The following is a 23,803-nucleotide window of genomic DNA, read 5'->3' as shown; positions in this document are numbered from 1 at the left end:
CGCCGATCAGGCCGAGGCCGTTGCCGCAACCGGGGACCGCCACGTCATACCGAGATCGCGGGCCGTCGCCTCGAGAGCGTCAAGAACGCTGGAGTCGACCCGTACACCCGAGGCCGTCGAGGCAGCGAGACGCTCGGCCTCCAGCTGCCCGGGAAGCAGTGTCCGCTCGACTCCAGGAGCGGTCGGTGACGTCAGCACCTGGTCGGCGAGCTGGGCCGCGCGGGTCAGGAACTCGGTCACGTTGCCGAAGTGTGCGATGTCGAGGGCGAGGAAGAAGTGGGCGCAGTTGTTCGGGACCGACGTGTCGGCGTAGAGGCCCTGGACGGCGTTGCCGAACCCGCCACCGGACAGAACGCCGGTGAGCATGTCGATGACGAGTGCGAGACCGTAGCCCTTGTGGCCGGCCGCGGGCAGCAAGAGTCCCGCGATCGCCGCCGCTGCGTCGGTGGTCGGTGCACCTTCGCTGTCGGTGGCCCATGTCGCCGGGATCGGCCGTCCCTCCTGCGCGGCGAGGCGGATTTTGCCCAGCGCCGCCTCGGACAGAGCCATGTCGAGGATGAGCGGCTCGCGATCAAGGACGGGGATGCCGACGGCCAGCGGGTTGTTGCCGACGACGGCTGCGGCGCCACCGGGCGCCGGCATCAGCGGGCGGGTGTTCGATGCGGCGATCCCGATACAGCCGGACTTGGCCGCCGCCTCGACGTAGCGGAACGCGCCCCCGAAGTGGAAGGCGTTGCGTACGACCACGGCTCCTACGCCGTGCAGACGGGACTTCGCGACCGCGAGGTCCATCGCCTGGTCGCTGGTCACTTGGCCCAGGGCGCCGCGAGCGTCCAGGACGGCGACCGCCCCGGCATCGACGAGAACCCCGGCACTGGAGTGTCGGGCAACAGAACCTCGCTGGATGCGCTCGACGTACATCGGCACCAGCATCGTGCCGTGCGACGGCACCCCGCGGAGGTCCGCTGAGACGAGCGAGTCCGCGACGCGGCCGGCAGCATCGTGCTGGAGCCCGGCGGCTTCGAAGACTGCGTGGACGGTGTCGCGCAGCCATTGGCTGCTGACGAGCGCGTGGTCGGTCATGGGGTCCTTCCGATCGGAGATGTCCGGCGCACAATCTGGCCGGCGAGGCTGGTTGATGTTGATGACGTGGACGCTGGGGTCGCACTGATCAGACCGCCGTCGAGTGGTGCGCAACCTGCCTTGTGTGATCACCGTCGCACTCGCCATAGGGGCGTCGCCATCCACCAAGCGACGTGAGTATCCAGTTGACGCACATCCCGTCATCCGGACGTCGAGGGCACGTGAGGCGACGTTCAAAATGGTTCGCCCGCCTGCCGGAACATGGCTGTCACTTCGCAGGCGGGCGCGCGCATGTGGCGGTCAGGCGTCGAGTAACGATGTCTCCGGGCGACGGGAACGGTGACGTGTCCCTCGCGAAGGACCGGTGAGAATCGCTCGGGTGACCGATGAGGCGAGGACGCTGACCACGCCGGCGTAGGTGTTGAGCACCTGAGCTTTCGCATGCGCTGCATACATCAGGAGGAAGCCCAGAAGTCCGGCGATGACCATGAAGCTGGCCTTGGAGTTGCGGCTGACCATCCAGGCAACCTTGTCCGCGACGGTCTGGCCCTGCTGCGAGGCAGCCAGGGCCGGATGCTTCTCGAGGTAGGTCGCAACGAGATTGCTGCCCGCGTGGACGATGAGAGCGCCGAGGACAACAACGACGAGGTCGATCATGAGAGCGCCACCGATGGTCAGGATCCCGACGTCCCTCCTGAATCGCACGTAGGGGGCGAAGTCGGGGTCGGTGAGCGCCAGTGCGCGGGCGGAGCCGGCGAGGATCGGGAGGACGGTCGTGAACCGTTCACCTCCCCTGCCGAAGCCGGGAGCAACGGGCCGGACGAGAGAACATCACCGTTCGACGTACCGGATTCGGCCAGCGCGACGCCCATCATGACGACAGTGAGCTCGACAAGCGGCAAGCAGGATCGTCGAGAGCCGTTGCACGACCTTCAGCCCGAAAGTGGGAGGACGATCCAGGCGACGGTGAGCAGGCTGTAGCGGAAGAGGGGATTCGTGCGCTGGGCTCTAGTCCGAACACGAAGAGAGCGCCGTAGTAGAGCACTGCGTTCTCCAGGGACAGGAGACCGATGGTCATGAATGTGAAGACGAGGGATGCAAGCGCCGACCCGCGGGGGCCGAGGCCGTAGAAGCGCGAGGTGACGGTGCCGGAGGTCCCAGACCTGTATGCGACGTGGTCCACGGGCCGGCCAAGGCTCCCTCAGAAGGCTGGATCCCGGTACGCGGCGCGCAGGGCGTAGAACTCAGTGGTGTGCCCTGAACCCTGGAGCTGTTGAGCTGTCCCGATGGGCTGCTCCGGGGTGCGGTCGCCGAGGTGCAGGCAGAGGGCGAGGTAGTCAGACAACACTTCAGGGAGTCGGTCGGCGTTCTCCATTGTTCCTCCTCTGTCCCGCCGGGACGGGACCGGTCAACGGACCAGCTGTCTCGGTAGTGGAGGTCCGGGTCCGGGGATCAGGCGGCCAGCGGGACGCTGCCGGGCATGACGACCGGAGCGCAGGCGCAGGTGTCGCTGCAGGCGAGATAGGTGTGCACCTCGTGACCACACCGTGGGCACGGCAGGAAGTGCGACATCGGGAAGGTCCGTACGTTGGTGTTACCGGAGTTCTGCGTGTTTTTCCACATGACTTTCTCCTGTCCGTGGTGTGCCTCATCGAACCGACTTGTGTTGCATCAGAAGGGGGGACTCGACCGGAGGGGTACGCCTGTCAATTACGGCGAGGAGGCAGCGGGCCTTCGGCTTTGCGATCTGAAGCTGTCGAGTGCTGGACATCTGTTGCGCCTTTCGTGCCAGTCCCTCTGATGGGGTGCTTCCAAAGATGGCACCGTTGGGCGTTCGCCACGATCCGGGAAGCGTCGCGATTATCCGGTTTGCGCACGTCAGGAGCTGGTATCGGGATCTTGGTGGCAACGGGAGATCCTGGCGTTCAGTGCGCACCGTTCAGGCCGTACATCAGGGAGGTCGGTCGTTGGATGGATAGCACTTTGACCTGGGCACATCGTCGTGACGGCAATGTGGCCCGGCGAGGTCTCGCCGTACGCGCTATGTCGTGTGTGCGGCGGCCAGCGGAGGCGTAAGTCCACATCACCGCAGTTCAACGGAGGGTCTGGCTCAAGAACGCAGGCAATCGCGATGGATCGCGCTAGCGCTCGCCAGCATCAAGGCCTTCCCGATGACCCATGACGTTGAATGCAGCGTGCTCTCACGCAGACGAGGCCACCGGATGATCGGCAACACGAGCCGTCGACACGTTCTGGGAGGTCTCCTGAGAGGGAGCGGCGCGGTGTGAGCCAACACAACACTGGGTCTGTGCGCCGATCTGCCCTACGGCTGCCCCACTAGGCGATCCTGCGGCCTCGTGAAATGCGAGAAACCCCAGGTCTCCCTGGGGTTTCTCTCTGTGCGCGAGGGGGGACTTGAACCCCCACCCACTAATACGTGGACTAGCACCTCAAGCTAGCGCGTCTGCCTATTCCGCCACCCGCGCGCAACAAGAAGAACATTATCAGGACCCCGTCCCGGTGCCGAATCGGGATGGCCCTCTGCGCACACGCGCAGGTCAGGCCGGGAGGAGGGCGCGGGCGGGGTGGTTGCTGGTGACCATCCAGACGCGCTTGTCGTAGACGAAACGACGCAGCCGGCCGGGGTTGTCGACGGTCCAGACGAGGACCTTGATGTTGCGGCGGTGGGCCCAGCGCAGCAGCCAGACGTCGGCGAGGCGGTGCTCGACGACGACCAGGTTGGAACGGCAGCGCCGGATGCGGCCCTCGGGGAAGAACTCCGAGAGCTTGAGGCGGACGAGCTTCAGCGGGTGGTGGCGGAAGTCGACGCCACCGAGGGAGAGGCCGACGAGGGTCTCAGGAGCGCGGAGGTCGGCCCAGTCGCGCAGGACGCGTACGGACTCGTCGACCATCGTGGTCACGATGAAGCTCTCCCTCATCACCTCGAGGGCGATCTCGGCGGCGTCGACCTCGTGCGGGAGCCCGAGGTGGTTCGACGGCGAGGCGAACTTGAGGTCGATGTGGGCGTGCTTGCCGTGGGCGGCGAGCAGCTCGAGGGCCTCTCGGTAGCGCACCAGGCGGAACGGCGCGAGCCTGGAGAGCGCGGCGTACGTCCTGTCCGCGATCCTCACCTTGCGGCCGATGCGGTCGCGGATGTGGCCGTCGTGATGCAGTACGAACTCGCCGTCACGGGTGCGGTGGACGTCGAACTCGACGTAGTCGACCTCCATCCGGACGGCCTCCTGGAGCGACTCCCAGGAGTTGTCACGGTGCCCCGACTGGCGCGCGGCGGCGCGGTGAGCGGAGAGAAGGGCACGCTTCTGCATGCGCCCATGGAAACCCACGCATCCGACCACAACGAAATCCTTTGCCATCGCATAGGTGGACGTCAGGCGGCTGTTTGTCGTCACCGGTCGATACGGTGGCGGTATGACCAGCGCCGAGACCGAGGTCGTCGACCTCTGCCGTGACCTGATCCGCATCGACACCAGCAACTACGGCAACGACCCGGGACCGGGGGAGCGGAAGGCGGCCGAGTACGTCGCGGCGCAGCTCGACGAGGTCGGGATCTCCTCCGAGATCTACGAGTCCGAGTCGGGCCGGGCCTCGGTCGTCGCCCAGTGGGGTGGCTCGACGGGCGACGGACTCCTGCTCCACGGCCACCTCGACGTCGTCCCGGCCGCGGCCGAGGACTGGCAGGTCGACCCCTTCTCCGGCGAGATCCAGGACGGGTACGTCTGGGGCCGCGGTGCCGTCGACATGAAGGACTTCGACGCGATGCTGCTCGCGGTCGTCCGCGAGCGTCAGCGCACCGCCCGGATCCCCGAGCGCCCGATCACGCTGGCCTTCACCGCCGACGAGGAGGCCGGCGGGATGAAGGGCGCCCACGTGCTCGTCGAAGACCACCCCGACCTGCTCGCGCACTGCACCGAGGCGGTCGGCGAGGTCGGCGGCTTCTCGACCACGGTGAAGGGCCGTCGTCTTTATCTCATCGAGGCGGCCGAGAAGGGCATGGCCTGGATGAAGCTGACCGCCCGCGGCACCGCCGGGCACGGCTCGATGATCAACCGCGACAACCCGATCACCCGCCTCTCCGGCGCGATCGCCCGCATCGGAGCCCACGAGTGGCCGATGCAGCTGACCCCGACGATGCAGACGCTGCTCGCCGCGGTCGGCGAGATCGCGGGGGAGGAGCCGACCCCGGAGAACGCCGAGCGGCTCGTCGAGGAGTTCGGACCGGCGGCCCGGATGATCGGCGCCACCCTGCGCAACGTCACCAACCCGACGATGACCAGCGCGGGCTACAAGGTCAACGTCATCCCCACCGAGGCCACCGCTCACGTCGACGGCCGCTTCCTGCCCGGCTTCGAGGACGACTTCTTCGAGACGCTGCGCACGCTGTGCGGCGAGGGGATCGACATCGAGTTCGACCAGAACCAGATGCCGTGGGAGACCCCCTACGACGGCGCCCTCGTCGCCGCCATGGAGCGCTCGCTGGTCGCCGAGGACCCCGACGCGCTCGTCGCTCCCTACCTGATGTCCGCCGGCACCGACGCCAAGCACTTCAAGCGGCTCGGGATGAGGACGTACGGCTTCGCGCCGCTGCGGCTCCCCGAGGACCTCGACTTCACCGCGCTGTTCCACGGTGTCGACGAGCGGGTGCCGGTCGACGCGCTCCAGTTCGGGGCGCGCGTCATGGACCGGTTCCTGGACCAGATCTGACGACTGAACGCCGAGTCGGCCCGTCATGACGAACCGACTCGGCGAGGCCTCGGTCAGGGGACGAGGGCGGTGAGCGTCTCCTCGCTCAGGGCGGCGACCTCGGCGTGGCCGGCGCGGTGGGCCCAGGCAGCGACGGAGATGGCGTCGCGGACCTGGAGCCGGTGCCAGGCCTCTGGCTCGCGCGGGTCGGAGCCGTAGCCCTCGCAGAACGCCTTCTCGAAGGTGTCGTTGCGGGTGAAGTCCTGGGCGGAGAGCCGGGAGAGGTCGTAGAGGGCCGGCCGGAAGCCGAAGCGGCCCGAGTCGATGACGCGCACGGTGCCGGCGTCGAGGACCCAGCTGGTCGGCTGCCAGTCGCCGTGGGTGGGCACCAGGACCGTGGTCGGCGTGGGCCACGAGGTGATCTCCGTGCGGAGACGCTCGACGAGATCCTCGTCCAGCCCGGTGCCGTCCAGCCAGGAGAGGGCGCGCTCGTTGAGCTCGGGCTCGTAGTCCTCGTCCTCGACGCTCGCCTGGCCGTGGAAGACGGCCAACAGCTCGCCGGCCTGTCGGTAGATCTCGGGGTCGTGGATGGCGGCGGAGGTGCTGGCCGGCTCGCCGTCGAGATGGGTCATCACGATGATCCGGGCCTCCCGGTCGGCCTCGACGAGGCTGGGCGCGTGCCCGGTCTCCGTCCAGGGGGCCAGCCAGCTGCGGAAGGCCGCGAGCTCGCGGTCGATGTGGCGTACGCCTTCTACTGCGGTCTTCACCAGGAACCGGTCGTCGCCGGCGGAGAGCACGAGGGCGGTGGTGCCGGCGCGATGCAGATCGCTGCGGTCGAGGACCAGCTCGGCTCCGGGGAGCCACCGGTCGAGAAGGTCACGCTGGGCGGGGGTCAGGGTGTCGAGTGCCGAGATCACGGGCGGATCCTGCCAGCGCGACACGGCTCACGACACCGTGTCGCGGGCGGATATCCGTGTTGTTGGCGCCTTGTTGGCGCCGCTTGTCCAGATCGACTCAGATCGACTCGGATCGACTCAGATCGGCAGGACGACCTCGGCGTTGAACGTCTCGACCACGGGCTCACCGGCGATGTTCGGCCCGATGCTGGTCAGGGTCGCGTTGCCGATCGGGCCGATCCGCATCCAGGTCGCGGGCGGGGCGTTGAGGACCTGGCGTACGAACCAGGCGACCACGAACGCGTGCGTCACCAGCACGACCTCATCGTCGTGGTGCTCGAACCAGAGCTTGTGCCAGGCGGCGGTGAGGTCGGCGCCGTCGACGTCGCGCTCGGCCTCGGGTACGTCGTGGAACCACTCCCAGCGGTGGGTCGGGTAGTCACCGCTCCGTTCGGTCGACGGCACCGGGGTGCGGTCGGCGAGCAGGTCCGAGGGCACCGACCCGGCGCCGAGGTTCTCGGTGAGGATCACGGCCGTCTCGGTCGTACGCCGGCTCGGGCCGTGCAGCACCTGACGGACGGGACGGAACGCGAGTCGGTGGGCGAGCGCGTGGACCTGGCGGCGGCCGAGCTCGGAGAGGCCGGGGTCGGCCCCCGCCAGGTCCATGCGCTCGCCGGCGGCTTCGCCGTGGCGTACGAGGTGGATCACCCGCAGGACCCTAATCTCTGGACCGGCGACGACCGTGGAGACGCGCTCAGACCGTCAGGCGCTGGCGGATGATCTTGCGCCGGAGCGTCACCCGGCGGGTGCCGTCGGCGGTGATCCGCACCCGGTCGAGCTCCCAGCCGCCGTGCTCGGCGCGCTCGACGAGGAGCTTGGTCACGATGTTGCGGGAGAACTCGCGCGAGAAGGTCACCTTGTCGTACTCCCACATCACTCCGGGGCGGGGCGGACGGCGTTCGGCTCGGGCCAAGGCAGCACTCCTTCTGCTGGACTACTCGAGGAGAACCAGTGTGCCCGAAGAGATGTTCCCGTGCGGGCAGTTAGCGGGCAGTCAGACCGCGGAGACGTCGTCCAGGGCGAGCGCGATCTCGGGCGGCAGGGTCAGGTCGGCGACCTGGAGGGCTTCCTTGAGCTGCGCCGCGGTGCGCGCCCCCATGATCGGGGCGGTCACGCCCGGGCGGTCGCGCACCCAGGCCAGCGAGACCTGCAGCGGCGTCCACTCCAGGCCCTCGGCGGCCTTGGCGACGGCGGTGACGATGCCGCGCGAGCGCTCGTCGTCGTAGACGTCCACCCGGGACGAGAAGTTCGGGTCGGCGCCGCGGGAGTTCGACGGGATGCCGGTGCGGTACTTCCCGGTCAGCACGCCCCCGGCCAGCGGCGACCAGGCCAGCACGCCCATCCCCATGGCCCCGGCCGCCGGCACGACCTCGTACTCGACGTCGCGGGCCAGCAGGGAGTACTCCACCTGCGTCGAGGCCAGTGTCGCCCGCCCCGGCACGGCCCGCTGCCAGGTGGCGGCCTGGGCGGTCTGCCACCCGGTGTAGTTGGAGACGCCGACGTAGGCCGCCCGGCCGCTGCTCAGCGCCATGTCGAGCGCCGAGAGGGTCTCCTCGAGCGGCACCTCGGGGGACCAGACGTGCACCTGCCACAGGTCGACGTGGTCCACGCCGAGCCGGCGGAGCGAGGCGTCGAGGCTGGTCAGCAGGGCACCACGGGAGGTGTCGACCCCGCGGCTGCCGCCGCGCCAGGTGATCCCGCCCTTCGTCGCCAGGACGACGTCGTCGCGGCTCATCACGTTCTCGGCCAGGAGCGAGCCGAGGAGCTTCTCGGAGGCTCCGTCGCCGTAGCCGGCGGCGGTGTCGACGAGCGTGCCACCGGCCTCGGCGAAGCCGGCAAGCTGCTCACGGGCCTCGTGCTCATCGGTCACGCTGCCCCAGGTCATGGTGCCCAGGGCGAGAGACGAGACTCGCAGCCCAGTGGCTCCGAGGAGTCGGCTCTGCATGAGGACAATCTATCGGTGCCCTCCGCGAGGCCCCGGCCGGACACGCTGGCGTGACGGCGGACACAACGAGAGGGAGGCAGCGGTCGGGCGCTGCGTACGTGCCCTTTAGAGTTTGCGCCCGTGGATTATCTGCAGGCGATCGCACTGGGCATCCTTCAGGCACTCACCGAGTTCCTGCCCATCTCATCCAGCGCACACCTGCGCATCTTCCCCGAGCTGCTCGGCTGGGGTGATCCCGGCGCGGCGTTCACGGCCGTGATCCAGATCGGCACCGAGCTGGCGGTGCTCGCCTACATGGGCAAGCACATCTGGAGCATCATCTCCACCTGGTTCCGCAGCCTGTTCGACGCCGAGCTCCGCAGCCACACCGACGCCCGGATGGGCTGGTTCATCATCGTCGGCTCGATCCCGATCGTGGTGATGGGGCTGCTGCTGCAGGACATCATCGAGAAGGACCTGCGCAGCCTCTACGTCGTCGGCACCATGCTCGTCGTGATGGGCATCGTGCTCGGTATCGCCGACCGGATCGGCGAGAACCGCAAGCGCTTCGACGACCTGTCCTGGCGCGACGCGATCCTGATGGGCTGCGCGCAGGCCTGTGCGCTGATCCCGGGCGTCTCCCGCTCGGGTGCGACGATCTCGATGGGCCGGGCGCTCGGCTACGAGCGTGCCACGGCGACCGAGTACGCCTTCCTGCTGGCGCTCCCGGCGGTCTTCGGGGCCGGCCTGTTCGAGATGAAGGACATCGCCCACGAGGACAACCTCTACGGCTGGGGCCCCACGATCGTGGCCACGATCGTCTCGTTCGTCCTCGGCTACGCGGTGATCGCGTGGCTGCTGAAGTACCTCTCGCGCAACACCTACACGCCGTTCGTGATCTACCGGGTCGTCCTCGGTGTCGCGGTTCTGGTCCTCGTCGGCGTGGGTGTGCTCACCGAGTGGTGATCGTGACAAACTCAGGCATGTGTCTGAGTCTGGCAAGAAGCCTGCCGTAACACCCGCAGCGATCGAGGAAGCCGCCGCGCGCACGATCGCCACGCGCACGGCGGTCGAGCGCTCCGTCAGACTCTCGGAGAGGTACGCCGCCGAGGTCCTGCTCAAGCGCGAGGACCTGCAGCTCGGGCGCTCCTACAAGGTCCGGGGCGCCTACAACCTGATGAGCTCGCTGACGCCCGAGGAGCTCGAGCGCGGCGTCGTGTGCGCCTCCGCCGGGAACCACGCCCAGGGCGTGGCGATCTCGTGCGCCCGCCTCGGCGTGCCCGGCCACATCGTGGTGCCGACCAACACGCCCAAGCAGAAGCGCGACCGCATCACCGCTCTGGGCGGCTCGCATGTGACGCTCACGCTGCACGGGTCGACCTACGACGAGGCCTCGGCCTATGCCTACGAGCTCGGGCGCGGGCTCGGCGCCACCTATGTCTCCGCCTTCGACGACCCCCGCACGATCGCCGGGCAGGGCACGGTCGGCTACGAGCTGACCTCGCAGATCACCTCGCCCCTGGATGTCCTGCTGCTGCCGGTCGGTGGCGGCGGGCTCGCCTCCGGGGTGGCGACCTGGGTGCGCGAGGTCTGGCCGCAGACCCGGATCATCGGCGTCGAGCCCGCGGGTGCCGCCTCGATGGCCGCCGCGATCGAGGCCGGTGGGCCGGTGCGGCTCGACACGCTCGACACCTTCGTGGACGGGGCCGCGGTCGCGACCGCGGGGACGGTGACGTACCCGATCGTCAAGGAGTACGTCGACGAGCTCGTCTCCGTGCCGGTCGGCGCGATCTGCGTGGAGATGCTCGAGCTCTACCAGACCGAGGGGATCATCGCCGAGCCCGCCGGCGCGCTCGCGGTGGCCGCCCTGGGGCAGATCGACCTGCGTGGCGCCACCCGGATCGGAGCCGTCCTCTCCGGTGGCAACAACGACGTCTCCCGCTACGCCGACGTGCTCGAGCGGGCGCTGATCCACCAGGGGCTGCGCCACTACTTCCTGGTCTCCTTCCCGCAGGCGCCCGGTGCGCTGCGCGGCTTCCTCGACGACGTGCTCGCCGACGGGGAGGACATCGTGGTCTTCGAGTACGTCAAGAAGTCCAACCGAGAGCACGGCCCCGCGCTGATCGGCATCGACCTCGACTCCGCCGACGGGCTCCAGGGGCTGCTGGAGCGGATGGGCGCCAGCGACCTGCTCATCGAGCGGATCGAGCCGGACTCGCCGCTGTTCACGTTCCTGCACTGATGATCGCCTCCGCCAAGGTCGCCGCGGTCGGGGTCGCCGTCGGCATCGGGCTCATCTCGGGCTGCTCCAGCCAGGCCGTCGACGCCGGCGGCGACCCCGGCCGGATCACCCACCGTGCCGTCGCTGCGGTCGCGCTCGAGCATCTGCCCACCGACACCTCGACCCGGGCTGCCTCCTACACCGATGAGTCCACGCCGCCCGAGCAGGTCTCGGTCGACCTTCGCTACGGCACCGACGGCGAGTACGACGGCGACCTGGTGAGCGTCGCCGTCTCGGCCCAGCCGCCCGAGGGCAGTGAGGGGTGTCGGCGCGAGCTCGGGCAGCACTGCGTCGACCTGCCGACCGAGGTGACGAACGCCGAGATGCAGCTGCGCTGGACCGAGGAGGAGCCCGAGGAGGACCCCGGCGTCGTCGACATCGTGCTGCTGCGCGAGGGCGGCGAGACCGCCTCGATCGGCTACTCCGGGCCCACGATCACCGGTGACCCCCGCAGGCTCGACATGCCGATCGCTGTCGAGACGCTGGTCGCCGTCGTCGAGGACCCGCGCCTGCGCTACCAGGCGAGCGCCTCGACCCTCGCGCTCGGTGAGGAGCTCGACGACTGGAAGGGCGGCGAGCCCGACCCCGACGCGTACGAGCTGGTTCGCAACACCGACCACGGCATCGCCCAGGCCTACGTCGGCGGCCGGGGCGGCTACGGCTACTACCAGGGCGTCATCCGCTCGCCGCTGCGCGAGAAGTTCGGTCCCGACGCCATCGGGGGGCGGCTGCTGCAGCGTTCCTCACCCGGGTTCACGGGCGTGCCGGATGCCGACATCGACGTCCTCGCCGCGCCGGCTCCGCCCGACTGGATGACCCGGGAGCCCTGTGCGGCGCCAGCGCTCCGCGCGCACTGCGTGACCACGAAGAGACAGCGGGGTCCGCTGGTCTTCGCCTGGCAGCCCGCCACGGGTGACGACGTGGGCTGGGCCTGGATGATCTCGCTGCGCGAGGACGAGGTCGTCGCGGTCCGCTACCGGGGTCCGCGGATGCCGGCCGGGTTCGAGGACGCCGCGGAGCTCACCGAGTGGTACCAGGGCGAGCAGCTCGATGCACAAGGTGGCGAGGCCGATTCGGAGTTCGCCGACGACCTGTCCCTGTGGTGCGACAAGGAGCACCTCGGTGCCCGCCCGGTCGAGCAGCTCGACTAGAACCAGCCCGACTTCCGGAAGAAGACCCACAGCCCGGCCATGACGGCGACCATGAGCAGCAGCGCGAACGGGTAGCCGAAGGTCCAGGACAGCTCGGGCATGTGGGTGAAGTTCATCCCGTAGATCCCGGCGATGAGGGTCGGCACGACGATCATCGCCGCGCCCGCGGAGATCTTGCGCATGTCGTCGTTCTGCTGCAGCGAGAGCTGCGCGAGGTGGGCCTCGAAGGCCGAGGAGAGCAGCGTCTCGAGGTTCTCGATCGACTCCACGATGGAGGAGAGGTGGTCGAGGACGTCGCGGAAGTAGGGGCGCAGGTCGGGGTCGATGTCACCCTCGCCGTTGGCGAAGCGGCGCACCGGCTCCCGCAGCGGCATCACGGCGCGGCGTACCTCGGCGAGCTCGCGACGCAGGCGGTAGATCCGGGCGGAGTCGTGGGTGCGCTCGTCGGAGAAGACGGAGGTCTCGACCTCGTCGACGTCCTTGGTGAGCTCGGTGGCGACGTCGACGTAGCCGTCGACGATGTAGTCGACCACGGCGTAGACGGCGGAGTAGGAGCCCTCGGTGAGGAGCTGCTCGTCGCTGGTCTCCAGCAGCTCACGCGCCGGCGCGAGCCGAGAGCCGCGACCGTGGCGGACCGTGATCACGTAGTCGGTGCCGATGAAGAAGGCGACCTCACCGGTCTCGACAGCGTCCTCGGCATCGACGTACCAGAGCGTCTTGACGACCAGGAACATGCCGCCCTCGTAGCGCTCCAGCTTGGGTCGCTGGTGGGCGGTGAGCGCGTCCTCGACGGCGAGCGGGTGCAGGCCGAAGGCCTGGGCGACCTCGTCGAGCTCGTACTGGCTGGGCTGGTAGAGCCCGAGCCAGACGAAGTCGCCCGCGTCCTTCACGCCGCTGCGCAGCGTGGCGTAGTCGTGGGGCGCGCAGTCGGTCTTGTCACGCTCACCGGCGCGGTAGAGAGCGCTGTCGACGATCACGCTGTCAGGTTAAGGCATGGGGCCCGGCACTGTGGGCATGCTTCGGCGGGATGGATAGGGTCGCCAACCGTGGCGACGATGATCCTGGTGAGACACGGCCGTACGACGGCGAACGCATCCGGCACCCTGGCCGGACGGCTGCCCGGCGTGAGGCTGGACGAGCGCGGCCTGGAGCAGGCCGCCAAGGCGGCCGAGCGGATCGCGCCGGTTCCGCTGGCGCTGGCGGTTACCAGCCCGATGGAGCGCTGCCAGCAGACGATGTCGGTCATCCTGGAGGGGCGCGCTGAGCAGCCTGCGGTCGTCGTCGAGGACGGCGTCTCCGAGTGCGACTACGGCGAGTGGCAGGGGGAGAAGATCACCACCCTGGCGCGCCGCAAGCTGTGGAAGACGGTGCAGACCCAGCCCTCGGCGGTCACCTTCCCCGGCGGGGAGTCGATGCCCGCGATGCAGGCCCGGGCAGTGGAGGCCGTACGCCGCCACGACGCCGCCGTCACCGCGGCCCACGGGGACTCGGCGGTCTGGCTGTGCGTGAGCCACGGAGACCTGATCAAGTCGATCCTGGCCGACGCGCTCGGCATGCACCTGGACCTCTTCCAGCGGCTGCACGTCGACCCGGCCTCGATCTCCGTGGTGCGCTACGGCGAGGGCCGGCCCTCCGTCCTGGCCACCAACACCCACGCCGGCGACCTGTCGTGGCTGGCCCCGAAGCCGGCCGCCAAGAAGGGACGCAAGCCGTCGCGCCGCCGCAACGACGACGCGGTGGTGGGCGGTGGCGCGGGTCCCGGCGACGGTTTGGACTCTGCTGGATAAGGTTTGTGCATGCCTGTGATGCACGCCTTCGACCCGCCCGAACGATTCGTCGTCGGCACCGTCGGCGAGCCCGGGGCGCGTACGTTCTTCCTCCAGGCGCGTGAGGGAGCGCGGGTCGTCTCGGTCGCCCTGGAGAAGCAGCAGGTCACCGTGCTCGCCGAGCGGCTCGACGAGCTCCTCGACGAGGTGATGAAGTCGGCGCCCGCCGTGGTGCCTGCGATCGCTCCCTACGACCTCGACGACAACGGTCCGCTGGAGCAGCCGATCGAGGAGGAGTTCCGCGCGGGCACGATGACGCTGGCCTGGGACCCCGACGAGGACAAGGTCGTCCTCGAGGTCTTCCCGATCAGCGAGACCGAGATCATCGCCGAGGTCGACGAGACCGGCCAGCTGGTCGACGAGGACGCCGTGGCGGCCATCGAGCTGGACGACCCGGAGCCCGACGAGGTGCTCCTGGTCCGGATCGCCCCGCGCAACGCCCGCGCCTTCGTGAAGCGGGCCGAGGCGGTGCTGGGCGCCGGACGTCCGAACTGCCCGTTCTGCGGCAACCCGATCGACCCCGAGGGGCACCTGTGCGTCCGGGCGAACGGGTTCAAGCGGCGCGACCCGGTCTGATCCGGTGGAGCCTGCCCCGGAGATGGAGCACAGCGCCCCCGAGAACGACGGGGCTCTGGAGCTCGTCGGACGGCTGACGACGGCCTCCAACGCGACCTTCCTGGCCACGCTCGGCGAGTCCGAGGTGGTCTACAAGCCGATCGCGGGGGAGCGGCCGCTGTGGGACTTTCCCGACGGCAACCTCGCGCATCGCGAGGTCGCCTCGTACCTGGTCTCCGAGGCGCTGGGCTGGTCGGTGGTCCCCGAGACCTGGCTCGGCGACGGGCCGCACGGTCCGGGGATGATCCAGCGCTGGGTCGACGCCGACGAGAGCGTCGAGCCGGTCACGATCGTGCCCGAGGGCGAGGTGCCGGCCGGCTACCTGAAGGTCTTCGACGGCTACGACGAGCGCGACCGGGTGGTGACCCTCGTCCACGAGGACACGCCCGAGCTGCGGCGGATGGCCGTTTTCGACGCGATCACCAACAACGCCGACCGCAAGGGCGGTCACGTCCTGCCGCTCGCCGGTGGGCACCGCTACGGCTGCGACCACGGGCTGACCTTCCACGAGGAGCCTAAGCTGCGCACCATCCTGTGGGGATGGCACGGGCTGGGCTTCTCCGACGAGGAGCTCGCCGGTATCCGGACGATCCACGCGGGGCTCTCCGGTGCGCTGGGGCGGGGGCTGGCTGCGTACCTGACGGGGCGGGAGGTCGACGCGCTCGGTCACCGCTGCGAGGTACTGCTCGCCGAAGGGTCCTTCCCGCGGCCGGGATACGACCGACATGTCATCCCGTGGCCGCCTTTCTGAGACACGTGGGCCTCGCCAAGTAGGCTGCACCCATGCGCGCATGGTCTGCACCCGAAGTCCCAGAACTGTCCGTCAAAGGGCCCGAGGTGCAGGTCTATGACCATCAGCGGGACGCCGTCGTCCCGACCGAGGGTCAGGGCCGCCGTTCGCTGTACGTCTGTGGCATCACGCCCTACGACGCGACCCACATGGGCCACGCCAACACCTACGTCGCCTTCGACCTGCTCCACCGGGCGTGGCTCAACGCCGGCTACGAGGTCGGCTACACGCAGAACGTCACCGACGTGGACGACCCGCTGCTCGAGCGGGCCGACAAGGTCGGGATCGAGTGGGAGGCGCTCGCCGAGCGCGAGACCGAGCTCTTCCGGCAGGACATGGAGGCGCTGCGGGTCCTCCCGCCGCAGCACTACATCGGCGCCGTCGAGTCGATCCCGCTGGTGCTCTCGCTGATCGGTGAGCTCGAGGAGGCCGGCGCGATCTACAAGGTCGACGAGGACGTCTACGCCTCGGTCGCCGTCGACGACGCCTTCGGTGAGGAGTCGCGGATGTCTCGTGAGGAGATGCTCGAGCTCTTCGGCGAGCGCGGCGGTGACCCCGAGCGGCCCGGCAAGAAGGACCCGCTCGACCCGCTGCTGTGGCGCGCCGAGCGCCCCGGCGAGCCGGCCTGGCCATCGCCCTACGGCCCGGGCCGCCCCGGCTGGCACATCGAGTGCACCGCGATCGCGCTCGAGCACCTCGGCTCCGGGTTCACCGTCCAGGCCGGCGGCTCCGACCTGGTCTTCCCGCACCACGAGATGTCCGGCTCCCACGCCCGCTCCGCGGGCAAGGAGTTCGCCGAGATCTACACCCACGGCGGGATGGTGGCCTACGACGGCCACAAGATGTCCAAGTCGCGCGGCAACCTCGTCTTCGTCTCCGCCCTGCGCAACTCCGAGATCGACCCGATGGCGATCAGGCTGGTGCTCCTGGGCCACCACTACCGCGACGACTGGGAGTGGACCGACGCCAAGCTCTTCGACGCCGTCGACCAGATCGCCGAGTGGCGCAAGGCCGTCGCCCTCGGCCGCGGCGCCCCCGCGGCGCCGGTCGTCGAGACCGTCCTGGGCGCCCTCGCCGACGACCTCGACGCCCCGCGTGCCGTCCAGGCCGTCGACGCCTGGGTCGCCGCGACCCTCGGCGAGGGTGGTCTCGCGGAGACCTCCGACGCGCTCGCCGGCGAGACCATCGCCAAGCTCGTCGACGCGGCCCTGGGCATCAAGCTCTGAGCCGAGACGTCAGATACGTCGGCCGAGACGTCACGGTCGTGACGTCTCGGCCGACGTAGGCGACGCTTCGGCGGTCAGGAGTCGTCTGAGCGCCGCTTGAGGTAGCGCTCGAACTCCCGGGCGATCGCGTCGCCGGAGGCCTCGGGGAGGTCGGCGGTGTCGCGGGCCTCCTCCAGGGAGCGTACGTAGTCGGAGACGTCCTCGTCCTCCTCGGCGAGGTCGTTGACGCCGCGCTCCCAGGCTCGGGAGTCCTCGGGGAGGTCGCCGAGGGGGATGGAGCACTGCAGCAGGTCCTCGAGCTTGTTGATGATCGCGAGGGTGGCCTTGGGGCACGGTGGGGCGGCGACGTAGTGGGGGACCGCGGCCCAGTAGGAGACCGCGGGGATGTCGCTCTGGACGCAGGCCTCCTGAATCACGCCGACGATGCCGGTCGGCCCCTCGTAGGACGGCGAGTCGAGCTTGAGCCGGTCGACGAGGTCGGGCTCGGTGGCGGTGCCGGAGACCGGGATGGGACGGGTGTGCGGCGCGTCGGCGAGCAGCGCCCCCAGGGTCACCACGAGCTGGCCGCCGAGGTCGTCGACGCACTCCAGGATCTCGCTCACGAACTGCTTCCAGCGCATGTTGGGCTCGATGCCGCGCACCAGGATGATGTCGCGGTCCAGGTCGGGCGGGGAGCACACGGCGACCTGGGTGGTGGGCCAGGTGATCGTGCGGAATCCGTTCTCGTCGGTCCCGGTCACCGGCCGGTTCACCTGGTAGTCGTAGAAGTCCTCGGGATCGATCTCGGCCACGACGCGCGCGTGCCAGACGTCCATCAGATGGTCAACCGTGCCGGAGGCGGCATCGGCCGCGTCGTTCCATCCCTCGAACGCGGCGATCACCACAGGATCGACCAGGTCGCGGGTCTCTTCGATCTCGATCACACCTCCACCCTAGTCACCGGGACCAGAGAGACGGTGTCGTTCATCCTGCGTACACCTTATGAATTCCCACCTGGTGGACTGCCAGTGTCAGGATTCGGAATGAAATGGCATCGCCCGCACACCTACGCCGTAGCGTGTTTCAGGCAAAGCCGTGCACACCACCGTGCCCGCCCGGGAGAGGAAACAAGAGTGAGTCTGCGCCCTGATGTCACCGAGACCCTGACCGCCACCCTGAAGGAGCGGATCATGGTGCTCGACGGTGCGATGGGCACTGCGATCCAACGTGACCGCCCCGACGAGGCCGGCTACCGGGGCGAGCGGTTCAAGGACTGGCACGTCGACCTGATCGGCAACAACGACCTGCTCAACCTGACCCAGCCGCAGATCATCGAGGGGATCCACCGCGAATACCTCGAGGCCGGCGCCGACATCATCGAGACCAACACGTTCAACGCCAACGCGGTCTCGCTGATCGACTACGACATGGTCGACCTCGCCTACGAGATCAACTACGAGGCGGCCCGCCTGGCCCGTGCCGCCGCGGACGCCTACTCCACCCCCGACAAGCCGCGCTACGTCGCCGGCGCGCTCGGCCCCACGTCGCGTACGGCCTCGATCAGCCCGGACGTGAACGACCCCGGCGCCCGTAACGTCACCTACGAGCAGCTCCGCGACGCCTACGCCGAGGCGACCCGCGCGCTCCTCGAGGGCGGCTCGGACCTGATCTTCATCGAGACCATCTTCGACACCCTCAACGCCAAGGCCGCGATCTTCGGCGTGCAGCAGGTCTTCGAGGAGTACGGACGCCGCTGGCCGGTCGTCATCTCCGGGACGATCACCGACGCCAGCGGTCGCACGCTGTCCGGGCAGGTCACCGAGGCGTTCTGGGATTCCGTACGCCACGCCGAGCCGCTCCTCGTCGGGCTCAACTGCGCGCTCGGCGCCCAGGAGATGCGCCCCTACATCGCCGAGCTCGCCCGGGTGGCGGACGCGTTCGTCTCCTGCTACCCGAACGCCGGGCTGCCGAACGCCTTCGGTGAGTACGACGAGGGTCCCTCCGACACGGCCGGCCACATCCACGAGTTCGCCACCGCCGGGTTCGTGAACCTGGTCGGCGGCTGCTGCGGCACCACCCCGGCCCACATCGCCGAGATCGCCAAGCAGGTCGAAGCGGTCGCTCCCCGCGATGTTCCCGAGGTCGAGCCCGCGCTGCGGCTCTCCGGTCTGGAGCCGTTCTCCGTGACGGAGGAGAGCCTCTTCGTCAACGTGGGTGAGCGGACCAACATCACCGGGTCGGCCAAGTTCCGCAACCTGATCAAGGCCGGCGACTACGACACCGCTCTCTCGGTGGCCGCCCAGCAGGTCGAGAACGGCGCCCAGGTCATCGACGTCAACATGGACGAGGGCATGATCGACGGGGTCGCGGCGATGACGCGGTTCCTGACGCTGATCGCCTCCGAGCCCGACATCTCCCGGGTGCCGATCATGATCGACTCCTCCAAGTGGGAGGTCATCGAGGCCGGTCTGAAGCTCGTCCAGGGCAAGCCGATCGTCAACTCGATCTCGCTCAAGGAGGGCGTCGAGTCCTTCGTCGAGCACGCCGAGCTGTGCAAGCGCTACGGCGCGGCCGCCGTCGTGATGGCCTTCGACGAGGACGGCCAGGCCGACTCCTACGAGCGCCGGATCGCGGTCTGCGAGCGGGCCTACCGGATCCTCGTCGACGAGGTCGGTTTCGACCCCGAGGACATCATCTTCGACCCCAACGTGTTCGCGGTCGCGACCGGCATCGAGGAGCACGCGACCTACGGCGTCGACTTCATCGAGGCGGTCCGCTGGATCAAGCAGAACCTCCCGGGCGCGAAGGTCTCCGGCGGCATCTCGAACGTGAGCTTCTCCTTCCGCGGCAACAACCCCGTGCGCGAGGCGATCCACGCGGTCTTCCTCTACCACGCGATCGAGGCGGGCCTGGACATGGGCATCGTCAACGCGGGTGCCCTGGTGCCCTACTCCGAGGTCGACCCCGAGCTGCGGGACCGGATCGAGGACGTCGTGCTCAACCGGCGTGCCGACGCCGCCGAGCGGCTGCTGGAGATCGCCTCGAAGTACAACAAGGACTCACCCGAGGCGGAGGCCAAGGCCGAGGCCTGGCGCGACCTGCCGGTCGGCGAGCGGATCACCCACGCCCTGGTGAAGGGCCTGGACGCCTACGTCGAGGCCGACACCGAGGAGCTCCGCGCCGAGATCTCGGCGCGCGGTGGGCGTCCGATCGAGGTCATCGAGGGTCCGCTGATGGACGGCATGAACGTCGTCGGCGACCTGTTCGGCGCCGGCAAGATGTTCCTGCCGCAGGTGGTCAAGAGCGCTCGGGTGATGAAGAAGGCGGTCGCCTACCTGATCCCGTTCATCGAGGCCGAGAAGCAGCCCGGTGACGCCGAGACCAAGAACGGCACGATCGTGATGGCCACGGTCAAGGGCGACGTCCACGACATCGGCAAGAACATCGTCGGCGTGGTGCTGCAGTGCAACAACTACGAGGTGATCGACCTCGGCGTGATGGTGCCGGCGCAGAAGATCCTCGACGCCGCCAAGGAGCACGACGCCGACATCATCGGTCTCTCCGGCCTGATCACCCCGTCGCTGGACGAGATGGTCGGCTTCGCCACCGAGATGCAGCGCGTCGGGCTCGACCTGCCGCTCCTCATCGGCGGTGCGACCACCTCGCGGGCTCACACCGCGGTCAAGATCGACAAGGCCTACGACGGACCGGTCGTCTGGGTCAAGGACGCCTCGCGCTCGGTCCCGACCGCGGCCGCCCTCCTCGACGCCGGCCGCCGCGAGAAGCTGATGGCCGAGGTCAAGGTCGACTACGACTCGCTGCGCGCGCGGCATGCGGAGCGGAGCGAGCGGGCCTCCTTGACGTACGTCCAGGCGAAGGCCAACAAGCCGGAGGTCGACTTCTCGACGCTGCCGGTGGCGCCGTCGCAGCCGGGGGTGCACACGCTTCTGGAATACCCCATTGCCGAGCTGCGCGACTACATCGACTGGCAGCCGTTCTTCAACGCCTGGGAGATGAAGGGACGCTTCCCCGACATCCTCAACAATCCCGCCACCGGCGAGGCCGCGCGCAAGCTCTTCGACGACGCGCAGGAGATGCTCGACAGGATCATCGAGGAGAAGTGGCTCGAGGCGCGCGGCGTCTACGGCCTCTTCCCGGCCAACTCGACCGGTGAGGACGTGGTCGTCTACACCGACGACTCCCGCACCGAGGAGCGGGCCACGCTGTTCCAGCTGCGGCAGCAGGGCCAGCACCGGGAGGGCGTCGCCAACAAGTCGCTGGCCGACTATGTCGCGCCCGTCGGCGAGGGCAGCGACCACGTCGGCGCCTTCGCGGTGACCGCCGGTATCGGTCTGCCCGAGCGGGTCAAGGCGTTCAAGGACGACCTCGACGACTACTCGGCGATCATGCTCGAGGCGCTTGCCGACCGGCTTGCCGAGGCGTTCGCGGAGCGGCTCCACCAGCGCGTACGCACCGAGTTCTGGGGCTACGCCGCCGACGAGGGCGGCGACGGCAAGCTGCCCAACGAGGACCTGATCGCGGAGAAGTACGCCGGCATCCGACCCGCTCCGGGCTACCCGGCCTGTCCCGACCACACCGAGAAGCAGACCATCTGGTCGCTGCTCGACGTCGAGAAGAATACCGGCATCGAGCTCACCGAGTCGATGGCGATGTGGCCGGGTGCGTCGGTCTCCGGGATCTACTACGGGCACCCTGACTCGCAGTACTTCGTCGTGGGCCGCCTCGGTCAGGACCAGGTCGCCGACTACGCCCGGCGCAAGGGCTGGACGATGGCCGAGGCCGAGCGCTGGCTCTCGCCGAACCTGGGCTACGACCCGGAGGACTGATCCTCCGCGGCGAACGAAAATTCGTTCGGCTCCACGGGTCGAATGAATTTTCGTTCGGGTCCTGGGGGTGAACGAATTTTCGTTCCTGCGGGTGAACGAATTTTCATCCGGCCTCGATGCGCGAATGAATTTTCATTCACTCCGATGGGGCGAATGAAAATTCGTTCGCGCCGGTGAAAGCGCACCCTTCGGTCGGTCCCCGTCACAGCGCGGTCGGCGGGCCGGCGATCGGGGAGCTGTCGGCAGGGGAGCTGTCGATAGGGGAGCCGTCGAGCCAGGACGGGGGAACGCGGCCGACACTGGCGACGTTCCAGAAGGCCGTACGCCGCGTCAGGATCGTGACGAGGTGGTAGCCGTCCGGGTGGCGGGTGAGCACGCCCGCCACAGGCTCGCGCTCGGGATCCAGCGCGAGCGGGATGACGTACGCCCAGGTCTCGGTGGCGGGATACCAGTAGACGCCGACGGTGGAGGCGTCCCAGGAGCCGAGCGACGCGTTCGCCTCTGCGACGGCCGGCCGGAGCCGCGCCAGGAGCTGCTGGGGCTCCATGCCGGCGCGGTCGGCATGGTCGTAGGCGATGTGGAGACCGCCGACGGAGGTGATCCGTGCGGCCCGGTCGAAGGCCGGCGGCGCCCAGCTCTCCAGCGCGGTACGGCACCGTTGACAGTCGTCGTCGCGGCTCCAGTCGGCGAACTCGACGTCGTCGACGGCCAGATCCTCACCACGGCTGGTGACGAGGACCAGCCGCAGCCCGTCCTGGTCGCGCAGGGGTAGCGGGTTGTGCTCGAGCCCGTCGCGGAAGTGCAGCAGGGCGGAGACCTCGTTGACGCCGACCCGGTGGACGACCGCGCTGCGCAGTCCCTGCAGCTGCGCCTTCGGCGACTCCCGGCGGAGCAGCGACGGATCGACCAGGTCGGCCAGCCACTCGACCAGGTCGACGGTGAGCAGCCGCTCGGCCTCAGCGGGCAGCACGGGGGAGGAGGTCGGAGCGCATGCGGACACGGTAGCCGCCGGGCTCCGGCTCGTCCGCCTCGGCGTGGATAGGATCGACCGGTGCGACACGACGAGCAGTGGGCCAGGGAACGGTTCGCGGAGACCCGCGTAGCGCGGCTGGCGACGGTCTCGGCCGACGGTGCGCCGAGGATCGTACCGATCGTGTTCGCCCTGGCAGGGGAGGAGATCCTCACCGCGGTCGACCACAAGCCCAAGTCGACCACCCGGCTGCGCCGGCTCGACGACATCGCGGCCAACCCGGCGGTGTCGCTGCTGGTCGACGCCTACGACGACGACTGGTCGCAGCTGTGGTGGGCCCGAGCCGACGGCGTCGCGCGGGTGCACGCGACCCACGACCTCGCTCCGCTGGTCGCCAAGTACGCCGACTATCGCGAGCGGCCGCCGGCCGGGCCGGTCATCGTCATCGAGGTGAAGCGGTGGTCCGGCTGGTCGGCGACCTGAGCTCGAGCGCTCAGCGCGACTGACGGCGGAAGGGCCGCAGGATCTCCCCGCTGGGCGACGGCCCGCGCGAGCGCATCGCCGGCGGCACCGGTGGCGGCATCGGCGCAGGCATCTGCGGCGGCGTCGGCGGAGCAGCCCCCGCCCAGGGGGTGCGTACGTCAAGGACGGTGGCCCACTGCGACGCGGTCGGGCGGAGCCCGGGCGGACCGGCGGCCTGGTCCATCAGCCGGGTGAGCGGGCCGACCAGGATGCCGGCCTCGCCGGCGAAGGTCAGGTCGGGCCTGTGGCCGGGGGCGGCGTTGCGGTCGCCGGTGAGCACCCGGGCGATCGTCAGGGCCAGCTTGAACCGGTCGCTGTCGGCGGTGGGCGGCCGGCCGATGTTGCTCGGGTCCTCCCAGCCACGGGTGTCGGCGGGCGGAAGCACGCCGTCCTCGCCCGCCGGACGGATCCCGTCGCAGTCGAGCAGCATCACCCGCGGGACCGGCGAGACCGACCAGGCGATGTTGCGCGGCGAGAGGTCGCCGAGCACGAGCCCCTGCCGGTGCAGGGCGTCCATCACCGCGGCCAGGGCGCGCATCAGCAGCACCCGCTCATAGACCCCGGGACTCGGTACGTCGCCCGTGTTCACGAGCAGGCCCAGCTCGGCCAGCGCCGTGGTCGGCCCGAACCCGGCCAGGAACGGCTCGTGGACCCGCTGCATCAGGAAGCCCGCCGTACGCAGCCCGTCGAGCACGACCGTGTGCGGCCAGGCGGCGAAGTGGTCCACCTGCAGACCCTCGCTCACCACGAACCCGCGAATGCGCACCAGCTCCGCCAGAGCCCGGCCGTCCACGAGACCCAGCTCCCGCGTGCGGTAGAGCTTCGCGACCGTCCCGGGGTGGTCGGCCAGCTCGATGATGCGGCCTTGCGAGCCCTGGGCGATATGGCGTCCCAGACTCAGGTCGCTGAGCTGGATTTCGTTCACGGAACCT

23 protein-coding genes and 1 tRNA gene are annotated in these 23,803 nt (G+C 69.4%); 10 read left to right on the top strand and 14 right to left on the bottom strand.

What is annotated here, in order from left to right; translation table 11 throughout:
• Window positions 1–6: 6 nt before the first annotated feature.
• From HD557_RS14050 to HD557_RS14025, 6 genes are all read right to left on the bottom strand, one after another.
• Window positions 7–1,083 carry an Ldh family oxidoreductase gene (locus HD557_RS14050; RefSeq protein WP_196874306.1) on the bottom strand — a complete coding sequence of 359 codons (1,077 nt, stop codon included), beginning with the start codon at window positions 1,081–1,083 and terminating at the stop codon, window positions 7–9.
• Between the two features lie 300 nt (window positions 1,084–1,383).
• Window positions 1,384–1,740: a hypothetical protein gene (locus HD557_RS14045; protein ID WP_196874305.1), complete on the bottom strand. Its 357-nt coding sequence runs from the start codon at window positions 1,738–1,740 to the stop codon at window positions 1,384–1,386.
• Between the two features lie 544 nt (window positions 1,741–2,284).
• Window positions 2,285–2,458: a hypothetical protein gene (locus HD557_RS14040; RefSeq protein WP_196874304.1), complete on the bottom strand. Its 174-nt coding sequence runs from the start codon at window positions 2,456–2,458 to the stop codon at window positions 2,285–2,287.
• Window positions 2,459–2,535: 77 nt separating this feature from the next.
• A complete protein-coding gene (locus tag HD557_RS14035; RefSeq protein WP_196874303.1) occupies window positions 2,536–2,706 on the bottom strand; it encodes a hypothetical protein in 171 nt (56 codons plus the stop codon).
• 777 nt (window positions 2,707–3,483) lie between these two features.
• Window positions 3,484–3,569: transfer RNA gene (locus tag HD557_RS14030), tRNA-Leu, on the bottom strand.
• A gap of 72 nt (window positions 3,570–3,641) precedes the next feature.
• Window positions 3,642–4,409, bottom strand: a complete 768-nt coding sequence (locus HD557_RS14025) for a glycerophosphodiester phosphodiesterase (protein WP_196874302.1) — start codon at window positions 4,407–4,409, stop codon at window positions 3,642–3,644.
• A gap of 103 nt (window positions 4,410–4,512) precedes the next feature.
• On the opposite strand from HD557_RS14025, the gene HD557_RS14020 reads away from it, so the two are divergent.
• On the top strand, window positions 4,513–5,805 hold the full coding sequence (locus HD557_RS14020) for a M20/M25/M40 family metallo-hydrolase (protein WP_196874301.1): 1,293 nt from the start codon (window positions 4,513–4,515) through the stop codon (window positions 5,803–5,805).
• A gap of 53 nt (window positions 5,806–5,858) precedes the next feature.
• On the opposite strand, the gene HD557_RS14015 is transcribed toward HD557_RS14020, so the two are convergent.
• The 4 genes from HD557_RS14015 to HD557_RS14000 all read right to left on the bottom strand — a co-directional run bounded on the left by HD557_RS14015 (window position 5,859) and on the right by HD557_RS14000 (window position 8,685).
• Entirely contained in the window at window positions 5,859–6,701 is an 843-nt protein-coding gene (locus tag HD557_RS14015; protein WP_196874300.1) for a phosphotransferase family protein, read from the bottom strand.
• Window positions 6,702–6,818: 117 nt separating this feature from the next.
• The gene (locus tag HD557_RS14010; RefSeq protein ID WP_196874299.1) at window positions 6,819–7,388 is read right to left on the bottom strand and encodes a histidine phosphatase family protein; all 570 of its coding nucleotides are present in this window, start codon (window positions 7,386–7,388) and stop codon (window positions 6,819–6,821) included.
• A 46-nt stretch (window positions 7,389–7,434) separates the two neighbouring features.
• Window positions 7,435–7,614 carry a DUF5703 family protein gene (locus tag HD557_RS14005; RefSeq protein ID WP_040756208.1) on the bottom strand — a complete coding sequence of 60 codons (180 nt, stop codon included), beginning with the start codon at window positions 7,612–7,614 and terminating at the stop codon, window positions 7,435–7,437.
• A 120-nt stretch (window positions 7,615–7,734) separates the two neighbouring features.
• Window positions 7,735–8,685: an aldo/keto reductase gene (locus HD557_RS14000; RefSeq protein WP_196874298.1), complete on the bottom strand. Its 951-nt coding sequence runs from the start codon at window positions 8,683–8,685 to the stop codon at window positions 7,735–7,737.
• Window positions 8,686–8,805: 120 nt separating this feature from the next.
• Here HD557_RS14000 and HD557_RS13995 point away from each other — a divergent pair, with 120 nt between their 5' ends.
• Genes HD557_RS13995 through HD557_RS13985 form a run of 3 tightly spaced genes read left to right on the top strand, consistent with a single transcriptional unit; the run spans window position 8,806 to window position 12,096 of the window.
• On the top strand, window positions 8,806–9,630 hold the full coding sequence (locus tag HD557_RS13995; RefSeq protein WP_196874297.1) for an undecaprenyl-diphosphate phosphatase: 825 nt from the start codon (window positions 8,806–8,808) through the stop codon (window positions 9,628–9,630).
• Window positions 9,631–9,649: 19 nt separating this feature from the next.
• Window positions 9,650–10,906, top strand: coding sequence for a threonine ammonia-lyase IlvA (gene ilvA / locus HD557_RS13990; protein ID WP_196874296.1), 1,257 nt, complete (start codon window positions 9,650–9,652; stop codon window positions 10,904–10,906).
• Window positions 10,906–12,096, top strand: a complete 1,191-nt coding sequence (locus tag HD557_RS13985; protein ID WP_196874295.1) for a hypothetical protein — start codon at window positions 10,906–10,908, stop codon at window positions 12,094–12,096. The genes ilvA and HD557_RS13985 overlap by 1 nt, the downstream gene beginning before the upstream one ends.
• Here the strand turns inward: HD557_RS13985 and corA are convergent.
• Window positions 12,093–13,073, bottom strand: coding sequence for a magnesium/cobalt transporter CorA (corA, locus tag HD557_RS13980; RefSeq protein ID WP_196874294.1), 981 nt, complete (start codon window positions 13,071–13,073; stop codon window positions 12,093–12,095). The genes HD557_RS13985 and corA overlap by 4 nt on opposite strands.
• Window positions 13,074–13,142: 69 nt before the next feature.
• On the opposite strand from corA, the gene HD557_RS13975 reads away from it, so the two are divergent.
• From HD557_RS13975 to mshC, 4 genes are read left to right on the top strand one after another with little or no spacing between them, the layout of a single operon-like run.
• A complete protein-coding gene (locus HD557_RS13975) occupies window positions 13,143–13,883 on the top strand; it encodes a histidine phosphatase family protein (protein WP_196874293.1) in 741 nt (246 codons plus the stop codon).
• A gap of 9 nt (window positions 13,884–13,892) precedes the next feature.
• Window positions 13,893–14,498, top strand: a complete 606-nt coding sequence (locus HD557_RS13970; protein WP_196874292.1) for a DUF3090 domain-containing protein — start codon at window positions 13,893–13,895, stop codon at window positions 14,496–14,498.
• Between the two features lie 22 nt (window positions 14,499–14,520).
• Complete coding sequence (locus HD557_RS13965; RefSeq protein WP_196874291.1) at window positions 14,521–15,288, top strand: SCO1664 family protein; 768 nt, start codon at window positions 14,521–14,523, stop codon at window positions 15,286–15,288.
• A gap of 32 nt (window positions 15,289–15,320) precedes the next feature.
• A complete protein-coding gene (gene mshC / locus HD557_RS13960; RefSeq protein WP_196874290.1) occupies window positions 15,321–16,553 on the top strand; it encodes a cysteine--1-D-myo-inosityl 2-amino-2-deoxy-alpha-D-glucopyranoside ligase in 1,233 nt (410 codons plus the stop codon).
• Between the two features lie 74 nt (window positions 16,554–16,627).
• Here the strand turns inward: mshC and HD557_RS13955 are convergent, their stop codons facing one another.
• A complete protein-coding gene (locus HD557_RS13955) occupies window positions 16,628–17,476 on the bottom strand; it encodes a PAC2 family protein (RefSeq protein ID WP_008361272.1) in 849 nt (282 codons plus the stop codon).
• Between the two features lie 189 nt (window positions 17,477–17,665).
• On the opposite strand from HD557_RS13955, the gene metH reads away from it, so the two are divergent.
• On the top strand, window positions 17,666–21,379 hold the full coding sequence (gene metH, locus HD557_RS13950) for a methionine synthase (RefSeq protein WP_196874289.1): 3,714 nt from the start codon (window positions 17,666–17,668) through the stop codon (window positions 21,377–21,379).
• A 202-nt stretch (window positions 21,380–21,581) separates the two neighbouring features.
• On the opposite strand, the gene HD557_RS13945 is transcribed toward metH, so the two are convergent.
• A complete protein-coding gene (locus HD557_RS13945) occupies window positions 21,582–22,379 on the bottom strand; it encodes a hypothetical protein (RefSeq protein ID WP_196874288.1) in 798 nt (265 codons plus the stop codon).
• A gap of 51 nt (window positions 22,380–22,430) precedes the next feature.
• On the opposite strand from HD557_RS13945, the gene HD557_RS13940 reads away from it, so the two are divergent.
• Window positions 22,431–22,832: a TIGR03668 family PPOX class F420-dependent oxidoreductase gene (locus HD557_RS13940; RefSeq protein WP_196874287.1), complete on the top strand. Its 402-nt coding sequence runs from the start codon at window positions 22,431–22,433 to the stop codon at window positions 22,830–22,832.
• Between the two features lie 10 nt (window positions 22,833–22,842).
• Here the strand turns inward: HD557_RS13940 and HD557_RS13935 are convergent, their stop codons facing one another.
• Entirely contained in the window at window positions 22,843–23,796 is a 954-nt protein-coding gene (locus tag HD557_RS13935) for a hypothetical protein (RefSeq protein WP_196874286.1), read from the bottom strand.
• Between the last annotated feature and the right edge of the window lie 7 nt (window positions 23,797–23,803).

It is taken from the genome of Nocardioides luteus (genome assembly GCF_015752315.1).
Classification (GTDB): domain Bacteria; phylum Actinomycetota; class Actinomycetes; order Propionibacteriales; family Nocardioidaceae; genus Nocardioides.
The sequence above is the reverse complement of the archived record's forward strand: the minus strand, read 5'-3'. Positions and strand labels throughout refer to the sequence as shown.